The following is a 10,372-nucleotide window of genomic DNA, read 5'->3' as shown; positions in this document are numbered from 1 at the left end:
TCTTCTGATGAATTATATAGTTTCATAATATCTATAAACGAAAAAATTTCTTAATTTTTTTTATTTAGTATAAAATTTACTGAAAGTTTAAATTCATATCTCAATTATACCATAATATATAGCAATATATAGCATTATTTTTATTTTTTATACTACTACGTAGTATAAAGGCTTGAAAAACATAAAAAAACCTGCGTTTTCTGGGAAACGCAGGTAAATTATAAAAAACTTTTCATATAAAGTTCGTTTTTTTAACCAATTTTCTTGTTTTACTCTTACAAAGTAGGATAATAATATTGTAGGAGAAAATATGAAAAATAAATTTAAGAAAATAAAATTGTTATTTAGTAGTACTTTTTTAAGTATTCCTATTACAACATTGGTTTCGGCTAATTTTAGTTCTGACAAAATTGAAAGAAACCTGGTTGGTTATAAAGACATATATAAAGATGTTTGAAATCATCTTGGTATATCTGAAACCGAATTTAGTAATGAACCAGTTAATATAGGAATTATTGATGGAGGGTTTGTTGATTCAAACATTTTAAGTTTTAATAATAATTATAAAAAAGTTATTAACAAAAATAATTATTATTTTTTAAAAGATAGAGCAAATGAAACAAGAGTTATTTATAATGATTCCAAATTTTTAAAAAAAATTGATAATAAACCATTTTTGAATTTATGAAAAAACAATTCTCATGCAACACAAATAGCATCGATTATTGGTTCTGATTCTGGTTTGCTAAAAAATGCAACTTTTTATAGTGCTCATTTTGAAGATGATTTAAAAACCACATTAGATTTTTTTGTCAAAAATAAAGTTAAATATGTAAATATGAGTTATACACGTGGTATAGGTAAACAAATACAAGAATTATTTGAAACTTGAAATAATGAAACAAAAATTTATAATAATAATTTTATACTTAAAATAAAAGAATTTATTTCAAATATAAATTATTTGGTTGAAAAGCGTTTTTCAACAAATGATTACGATTTTGAGGCGAAACTAATTGATGAATATGCATTTAAATATAATATGAAATTTTTTATTTCTGTATCCAATAATGAAAAACTATTTAAAAATTTCAAAAATGCTGTTCCTGTAATTGAAGAGTTTTTCGAAAAACATAAAAATTATTATGAATATTATGATTTTTATGTCTATGAAACTGAGTTAAAAAGGCTTAAAGAAAATATAAAAAACAAAGTAAAAAAATTTGAAAAAAATTTATCCATTGCAGTAAGTAAAAATACATTTGTAATTGGTGGATATAATATTAAGACAAAACAAACTTCTGATTTTTCTGACATAAATTATGATAAATTTAACGATTCTCCATTAGGTCTTGGTCCAAATGAGTTTAATGCAAGAAATATAGTATTTGATAAATCCAATCCAGAATTTAGTGTTTTGTCCGGAACCAGTTATTCAACTCCTATTATTTTAGCTATGTCTGTACTTTTAGAAAAACGTTTAAAAAGAGAATTAAATGTAGCAGAATTAAAGGCTATATTAGTTGCTTCTTTTAAGAATGATAATACACCATATAATACTTATTTAAATGATAAAGGTTATGGATTAATAGATTGAAAAAGAATGAAAGTTTTTGGTAATAAAACTCATAAAATAACATGAAAAGATTTTAAAAATAATAACTTTGAAAAAATCTATGAACTAAGAACAAGATGAGGGATAATTGTTGCTTCTTCAAATTTATCAACTTTATTTGAAAAGTCTTTTCCACGAAATCAGTTATGAATTGACTATAACGAATCTGATGGTAATAAATACATCAGTCCTTTTAATTTAAGTGCAGATGCTGCATATTATGCTTCAATGAAAGAATTATACGATTATTATCATTTAACAAAATTAAGTTTAACAATGGGAGCACAATTGTTTGATCCATTTAGAAATTCAGGTAAAGATATAAGTAGCACAGGTTCTGAAAGAGTTTTTCCAAGAAGTGTAAGAATTAAAATAACAATCCAAGATAAAGAAAATGCTAAGAAAATTTTAGATAATAATGGTCTATATATAATTGTCGATAAAGATGATATAGATAAAAGTGATAGATATGTAAAATTACAAAAGGATAATTTTAGATATGATTTTTAAGTATTTAAAAAGATTTCTTTTTCTTCCTTCTGTTATTTTGCTTCCACTAAGCATAAGTTGTAATATTCAAAATTATGATGAAAACGGTAAGTTTGTTAAAGTTTTTAGAGATAATGATATATTAGAAGACTTAAGTTTCGATTTTAATAATTCATTTAATTTAGAATATAATCCAAGTTTTATTGTTAAAAACAATCAGATTTATAAAAATGATAAAATAAAAACCTTGAAAGATTTTATAAACAAAAATTATTCTCATTTACAAAATGGCTCAAATTTAATTATTTTCTCAGATTTTAATCACGGGAATATAGAATCATTAATTGAAAAAAATGTTATAAAAATAAAAAAAGCAAAAAGATATGTTGTTTTAAGACAATTTTCATTAATGAAATTAGAGGATCGTCAGTTTGATTTAAATATTAGTGTTATAGGTTATGTACCACAAATATATTATTATAAGGTTGTAGAAAGTTGATACCCAAATATATTTAAATATTCTTTTACACAAGAAGATAATAATTTAAATATATTTATAAAAGAAAAATCATCTATAAATAATGTTGATGAATATTTTAAACTACTATCTGATGATAGTTATAAAAGATATGCATTTAATCTTCTGAGATCTAAAACAGATGAAGAAGACAAATTAGAATATATACGTTCAAATCCATTATTAATTGAAGTAGATAATAAAGATCCTTGGCCTTTTGAAATTTTAGAATATGTGCAAATTATTCCAATTGATGACTTTGATGAAAGTAAACCATTAAATATATCATTAAAAAATGCAGAATAATTCTTAAAATAATTATAAAAATACTATTAGATCAATCAAAAGATCTAATAGTATTTTCTTATTTATATTTCATTTCTTGATATTTTTCAGGATTCATCTCTTGGATGAATTTAGTGATTAAATCACTAGCAGCTAATAAATCAGAAACAGAACAAACACCAATTGGACTGTGTAAATATCTTTGAGGAAGAGAAATTGTTAAAGTTGCTGCACCACCATTTGCAAATTGTAATTCAGCAGCATCAGTACCACCACCGGCTGCAACAAATTTATATGCAGGGATATTATATTTAATTGATAAATTAATAAAATCTTTAATAATCTCTGGATCCATTAATGTTCCACCATCTTTTACCCTTAAAGCAGCACCTTTGAATAAAGCGGTTGTACCCGGAATGGTTCCGATAGTATCGTGTGATGAAGTAGTATCAAGTGCTATTGCAATATCGGGATTAATCATTGAAACAGAAGTCTTTGCTCCCCTTGTTCCTACTTCTTCTTGAACTGTACCAACTAGATATAAATCAACATCCAAATCCATCTCAGATACATTTTTAGCAATTGTTTCTAAGACAGTAACACCTGCTCTGTTATCCGTTGCTTTTCCACCAACTAAATCAGGATTTTTAAATTGAATTGTTTCACCTGAAATATAAACTCTATCTCCGATTTCTACACCAGATTCAATTGCTTCTTGATCATTTTTAAAACCAAAATCAGCATATATTTCATTATTAGTAATTGCTTTTGATACTTTATCATTTTCCATAATATGAATTGATGTGTGACCAAAAACACCTATGAATTCTTCATTTTGTGAATTAACAAGTTTTGCTTTGGTTCCCACCACAACTGTTGGTCAAATACCACCAATTGGCGAAAGTAATAACTGACCTTTTTTATCAATTAAACGAACGATATAACCAACTTCATCCATATGAGCAGCAATCATTACTTTTGGCGCATTTGCTGTTTTTGATTTTTTATGAAAAATTATTGAACCCATTTTATCTCTTAAAATTTCAAATTGAGAATTGTCAATGTTGTTTCTTAACTCTAAAGCAACAGGTTCTTCATATCTTGACATTGCTTCAATTTCCATATATTTAATTAATCTTTTTTTAAATTCTTCTATTCTGTGCATTTTTTCTCCTTATTATATTTTGCACTTAAAAAGTTAATATTTTTACCTTTTTGTGATCATTTTAATTCATATCCAGTAGGATAATTATTTACATTATATTTTGAACTATGTAAATCAGTTGTTAATGCTGTGATATCTCAACAATTATTTTTAAGTGATTCAACTGAGTAATCAAATAATTTATCATTATCTGTTTTAAAATATAAACAACCTTTATCTTTTAAAACATTTTTATATAAATTTAAAAATGTTTTATATGTTAACCTTCTTTTTTCATGAGCATTTTTTGGTCATGGATCAGAAAAAGTTAATCATAAAGTATTTGTATATCCATTAAATATTTCTGGTAACCTTGTTGCATCTTCTGTTATTATAAAAACATTTGTTAAGTTAAGTTCATTAACTTTTTTTAATATTTTATAAGCAACTGTGGGATATTTTTCAAGCGCATAATACTTAATATCTGGATTATTTAAAGCCATTTGAGTGATCATCTCACCCTTACCAGCACCTATTTCTACAACATCTGTTTCTGAAAGTGTAATAGGAAAATCTTTAATATAATATTTAGATTGATTTAATTTATTTTCAGCATCTTTATCAAAACGTAATCTCATAGAATAATTTTATTAAAAAATGTTTTGTTATGAAATTTTTTAATTAGTTTTTAAATTCCTTATATGATTGATTGTAAAAATCTATGATTGACATTAGTTGTTCAATTTTTTCAACTATGCGTCTTTGTTCTGCGAGTGGAGGGAGAGGGATTATTAATTCGATTAACTTTTCTCTTGATAAATTATAAAATGCTGCACCAGACTTATTTGTAATAGATTTGCAATTATTTCTAAAATAAAAAGAACTAAAAACATACAATAAATATTTAGATAAATAATCATTATTTAAATAAAGAATTAACATTAAAACAAAACCACCAACAACAGTATCATCATAATTTTGAGTTATTCTTGCCGCTTTTCCAATGTGCTCTAAACTAGTTACTGAAGGTGTTATTAACATATTTTTTTCTAAATATAAATTAGGTTTTACAAATTCATTAGAAATCATCACATCATCATCTTTAATTTTGTATTCTAAATCAAAAATATTTCCACCACGTAAAACCCTAACCATTGTAGATGATAAAATGTTTAAGTCAGTTTTTTTGTAACTAAGTCCAGATGTATTTCAAACACACTCACCTAACCTCACTCATTTTCATGTTTTTGGTATTTCAAAAGGAATTTCTTCTGGCTTAATTTCAGGTAAATATTTTTGTTTTTTGATTTTACCTTCTTTAATTAATTTTGCTTTTTCTTTTTGGATTTGCTCATATAGATCTTGCGCAGAACCTTCTTCATCTCTTTGTTCTACTAATTTACCTTGGATAGCATATTGCAAAATGCTGTTTTTAATATCTTTTGGAAATTTTGAGTTAATTAATTCTAATTTTTTATATGATGTTGAATATCCCTCTACAAGAGACATTAATTCTTCTATTTTTTCAACTATACGTCTTTGTTCTGAGAGTGGAGGGAGGGGGATTAAAAAATTAGATAATTTTTCAACAGATAAAAAACTAAAAGTTGTTTTCCCTGCATTTTTAATTAATAAATGTTTTAATGTTTTAACATAATAAAAAACATAATGCGAATCTATGTAATCTTTGAAAATATCTTTTTTTACTAAACCGTTAAATTGTTGATTAGTTGTTAGTGGAATTTTTGAAATAGCACATTCACCAATTGAAGCCGTACAACAAAGCAATACAGTATCTGGTGGTAATATTCTTTTTGAATTTTTTGCTATTGCTTTTTCTGTAATTTTTTGTTCAGTTGAATAAATTAATTCACCTTGTTTTCTTATATCGTTAACAGTAAATCAAGAAATTGTTCCTTTTAATCAAAATTCACTATTAGTTCTTAAGGGTGTAAAACCGTTTATAATATTAAAAATTTCCCCAAATCTCAACCATTTTCATGTTTTTGGTATTTCAAAAGGAATTTCTTCTGGCTTAATTTCAGGTAAATCTTTTTGTTTTTTGATTTTAGCTTCTTTAATTAATTTTACTTTTTCTTTTTGGATTTGCTCATATAGATCTTGCGTAGATCCTTCTTCATCTCTTTGTTCTACTAATTTACCTTGGATAGCATATTGTAAAATGCTGTTTTTTATCTGTTCTGGTGTCATTAATTTTCCTCGGGTAAAAGATTTTTAATTTCTTTTAAAATACTGTCAATTTTATCATTTAGTTGCGCTCTTTTTTCTTGATATTTTCTTATTGTTTCAAGTGGGTCTAAAATGATTTCTTGTTCTTGTGAATAACCACAAAGATCAAAATTATATCCTCTTTCATTCATTAAATATTGCACATCAAATTTTTGTGCTTTATAACTTTCACTATCAACAATTTCTTTTCTATCATTTCATCAATTAATACATTCATCAAAATGTTTTAATTCCATCGGTTTAGTTTTTGAAAAGTTTTTACGATCCAATGGGATATCTACTCTATAAAATCAAGTTTCTGTTGTAGGATTAGTATTATCAAAAAATAATAAATTTGTTGATATTGAAGTATATGGACTAAACACAGAGCCAGGTAATCTAACTATTGTATGTAAATTAAACTCTTTTAAAAGTTTTTTCTTAATATTAGCTTTTGCATTATCAGTTCCGAATAAAAATCCATCTGGCACTACAACAGCAGCTTTTCCATCTTTTTTAAGACGGTACATAATTACAGACATAAAAAGATCTGCTGTTTCAGAACTTGCTAAATCATCTGGAAAAAATCCTTGTATTGATTTATCTTCTTTACCACCATATGGCGGATTCATTAAAATAATATCAAACTTATCTTTTTCGGTATAATCTAATAAATTGTATTTTAAAGAGTTATCATGGAAAATATTTGGTACTTCAATATCGTGTAAAAGCATATTTGTAACACATAATAAATACGGAAAAGGTTTTTTCTCTATTCCATAAATACTTTGATCAAATAATTTACGTTGTTGTACATCTTCTATTTGTTTTGAGATTTCATTAAGATATGAAGTAATAAATCCACCTGTACCACAAGCAAAATCAGCCATTTTTTGACCTAACTTAGGTTGTACCATTTTGGCCATAAAATCGGTTACTGCTCTTGGTGTATAAAATTCACCAGCAGACCCTGCAGATTGTAATTCACGTAAAATTTCTTCATAAACAAAACCAAAAGCATGTGTTTCTTTAACATCATCAAATTCTAATTCATCAATAATATCAATTACTTGACGTAAAAATACACCATCTTTCATATAGTTATTTGCATCTTCAAAAGTAGATTTTACAATACTTTTTTTAATCGGTGTGTCTGGAAAAACTTGTATCCCATGATACATAATTTTATCTCCATCCATAACATTATTTCCCTTTAAAACCGGGAATAAAATGTTGTTAACAAAATCCAAAAGTTCATCACCAGTAATTGAATGACCTTTTTCGTCTTTTTTTGCTCAGTTTTTTCACCTTAAATCTTCTGGAATAATTGAAACATAATTATCTTCAATTAATGATCAATCATCTTCTTTAGCATCATAAACTTTTAAAAATAAAATCCACACCATTTGTTCAATACGTTGTGCATCACCATTAATTCCTGCATCCATACGCATGATATCTCTTACTCTTTTTATAAATCCAGATTGCATTGACATATTTTTTTACTCCGTTTCATAATATATTTGTGATTTTAAATCACTAATTGCTTTATTAAATTCTTCTTTACCACCAAAAATATTAATGATTTTTGAGATATGACCAAATTTTTTAAATGGTAAAAGTTTGAGGATTTCAATATCTTCTATTTCTGAAATTCCTTTTTTTGCATATTCATCTAAAACAAGATTTAATACTTCTTGGGCTTTTTGTGGATATTTATTTAAAAATTCCTTTTGTCTTACACTAATAACTCTTTCTTTTCTTGTTTTAGGTTTTACATCAAAACATAGATGACAAATGAAATCAAAATCATCTTGATCTTCCATTTTTCTTTCTATTTTTAATTTCTTTAAATCAACACCGAATTTTTCTTTAAAAAATTCCATTAATTTGAATCTTTTTTCAGGTATTTTTCATTTTTGAATAAAATCTGAAAGTGAAACAAATTCACCTTTTAAATTTCTTCTTGTGTAGTCAATAATATCTTCATATTTTAAAAGCTTACCTTGTGAATTAAATGTTTTTACTATTTTGTTTAATATTATTACTTCACAACCATCTTTGTCAACTATTATTTTTGTTTTAGGATTTAATGTTTTGGTTTCTGTTTTTTGATTGTTTTTATTAGTACTAGATTTATTATAAGCATCAAATTTTTTTAATCCATATCCTTCAACTTGTTCAATTGGACCATCTCATTTTTCGTCAGCAAATAATTTTGTAACACCTCTAAAATCCATTACAACAAAATTTGTTTTACCTTGTTCTTCGTTTATTCTTGTACCACGACCAATTATTTGTTTAAAAGTTGTCATACTTTCTACTTTTTTATCAAGTACAATTAATTTTGTCATTTTGGTATCTACACCAGTTGTTAGTAATTCAGAAGTAGTTGCAATGACAGGATATTTTTCAGAAATAGAAATAAAATAAGCTATTTTTGATTTACCATAATCATCAGAACCAGTAATTCTTACACAATAATCAGGATGATCTTTTACAATATCGGAATTTTGATTATTAAGTGCTATTTGCATTTGTAATGCATGTTCTTCACTAGCACAAAAAACAATTGTTTTTTGTAGTCTGTCAGTACTTTTTAAATAGTTAGAAATCTCTGCTGCTATTTTTTCAATCCGGTCTTCTATTATAATGTTGTAATCATAATCATTATTATTGTAAATTCTGTCTTGAATTGGATTTCCATTTTTATCAACTTGATTTTTTGTTGGTCTTCATTCATCACTAATATTTGTATTAATTGTAATTACTTTAAATGGTGCTAAAAAACCATCATCTATTCCTTGTGCTAGACTATAAATATAAACAGGATCACCAAAATAGTCAATATTTGAAACTCTTTCACTTTCTTTTGGGGTTGCTGTTAAACCTATTTGTGTAGCTGAAGAAAAATATTCTAAAATTTTTCTTCAATTACTATCTTCTTTTGCACTACCTCTGTGACACTCGTCAATAATTATTAAATCAAAATAATCTTTTGGAATTAATCTAAAATGTTCTTGTTCATCTTGACCAATCATTTGATGATATAGTGCAAAATTAATTTCATGTGATTTTATTTTACTTAGACATTTTTTATCAGCGAAATTTATTTTATAAATATTTTTCTCAAGTGAACTAAAATCGTTTCTAATGGTTTGGTCTATCAGTACATTCCTATCTGCTAAGTATAAAATTCTTTTCTTCATTTTGGATTGTAGTAATCTATAAACAATTTGAAATGATACAAAAGTTTTTCCAGTTCCAGTAGCCATTACTAATAGTAATCTTTTTTGACCACTAGCTATTTTTTCTACTGTTCTATTAATAGCATTTCTTTGATAATATCTTGGTGCATATGTTTTACTTGATGAATAATAAGGTTGGAGAATAATTTTCTTTTGAACCTCTGATATTGGTAGTCCATTATTATATTTATTATAATATCTTAATACAAGTTCATCTTTTGTTGGAAAATTTTCTAATGGTACATCTTTTTTGGTTTTACCAGTTAAGAAATCATATTCACAAAATGCATCACCATTTGATGAATAAGCAAAAGGTATGTCAAGCAACTTAGCATATTCTTTTGCTTTGATTTAGTCCATAACAAGGTGATAATTCATTCTTTTTAGCTTCTATAACAGCAATTGGTTTTGATGGATTTGAAATGTATAAAATATAATCAGCAAATTTTATTTTTTCACGAGAAACAACATTACCATTATTATTGATTTTACCATCAGTAATTTTTGTTTCCATTGTTATTTCGTTTTCTTTTCAATTTTTATTATAAATTGCCGGTGTAATTAAAAGTCTTTTAACATCTGCTTCTGACAATGATTTTTTATCCTGTTGGTTCATTTATACCCCATTTTATTACTTAAAATCACTTAAATTTGTAAAATTTAATTAAGTATCTGATTTAATATTATAATTTTATCATTTTTTCTTATTAATATTATTCTAATACCAAATAACCCTAATTTTGTCACAATTTTTTCCTATCTTTCCCAGTTAGTGTATATTTTACAAAATAATTTGTCTTTTTTTTAGATTTCTATATATGTATATATACATATATAGATTTTTA

8 protein-coding genes are annotated in these 10,372 nt (G+C 25.3%); 2 read left to right on the top strand and 6 right to left on the bottom strand.

Annotated features, from left to right (window positions below; genetic code table 4):
• Nucleotides 1-310 precede the first annotated feature (310 nt).
• Together BU00_RS0102360 and BU00_RS0102355 are read left to right on the top strand one after the other, a co-directional pair.
• Entirely contained in the window at nt 311-2,125 is a 1,815-nt protein-coding gene (locus BU00_RS0102360) for a S8 family serine peptidase (RefSeq protein ID WP_027121333.1), read from the top strand.
• Nucleotides 2,115-2,927 (top strand): hypothetical protein, encoded by an 813-nt coding sequence (locus BU00_RS0102355; protein ID WP_027121332.1) that lies wholly within the window; start codon nt 2,115-2,117, stop codon nt 2,925-2,927. The genes BU00_RS0102360 and BU00_RS0102355 overlap by 11 nt, the downstream gene beginning before the upstream one ends.
• Nucleotides 2,928-2,985: 58 nt before the next feature.
• On the opposite strand, the gene BU00_RS0102350 is transcribed toward BU00_RS0102355, so the two are convergent.
• The 6 genes from BU00_RS0102350 to BU00_RS05335 are packed head-to-tail and all read right to left on the bottom strand — an operon-like array spanning nt 2,986 to nt 10,143.
• Nucleotides 2,986-4,071, bottom strand: coding sequence for a M42 family metallopeptidase (locus tag BU00_RS0102350; protein WP_027121331.1), 1,086 nt, complete (start codon nt 4,069-4,071; stop codon nt 2,986-2,988).
• Nucleotides 4,059-4,688, bottom strand: coding sequence for a tRNA (guanosine(46)-N7)-methyltransferase TrmB (gene trmB / locus BU00_RS0102345; protein WP_027121330.1), 630 nt, complete (start codon nt 4,686-4,688; stop codon nt 4,059-4,061). Before trmB ends, BU00_RS0102350 begins: the two co-directional genes overlap by 13 nt.
• Nucleotides 4,689-4,731: 43 nt before the next feature.
• Nucleotides 4,732-6,261, bottom strand: a complete 1,530-nt coding sequence (locus BU00_RS0102340) for a restriction endonuclease subunit S (RefSeq protein ID WP_027121329.1) — start codon at nt 6,259-6,261, stop codon at nt 4,732-4,734.
• Nucleotides 6,261-7,775 carry a class I SAM-dependent DNA methyltransferase gene (locus BU00_RS0102335; protein WP_027121328.1) on the bottom strand — a complete coding sequence of 505 codons (1,515 nt, stop codon included), beginning with the start codon at nt 7,773-7,775 and terminating at the stop codon, nt 6,261-6,263. Before BU00_RS0102335 ends, BU00_RS0102340 begins: the two co-directional genes overlap by 1 nt.
• Before the next feature lie 6 nt (nt 7,776-7,781).
• Nucleotides 7,782-9,854, bottom strand: a complete 2,073-nt coding sequence (hsdR, locus tag BU00_RS04545; protein ID WP_211246796.1) for an EcoAI/FtnUII family type I restriction enzme subunit R — start codon at nt 9,852-9,854, stop codon at nt 7,782-7,784.
• Between the two features lies 1 nt (nt 9,855).
• Nucleotides 9,856-10,143, bottom strand: a complete 288-nt coding sequence (locus BU00_RS05335; protein WP_211246795.1) for a hypothetical protein — start codon at nt 10,141-10,143, stop codon at nt 9,856-9,858.
• Nucleotides 10,144-10,372 lie beyond the last annotated feature (229 nt).

The sequence above is a fragment of the Mycoplasma leonicaptivi ATCC 49890 genome, assembly GCF_000622205.1.
Lineage (GTDB): Bacteria > Bacillota_I > Bacilli_A > Mycoplasmatales > Metamycoplasmataceae > Mycoplasmopsis > Mycoplasmopsis leonicaptivi.
The sequence above is the reverse complement of the archived record's forward strand: the minus strand, read 5'-3'. Positions and strand labels throughout refer to the sequence as shown.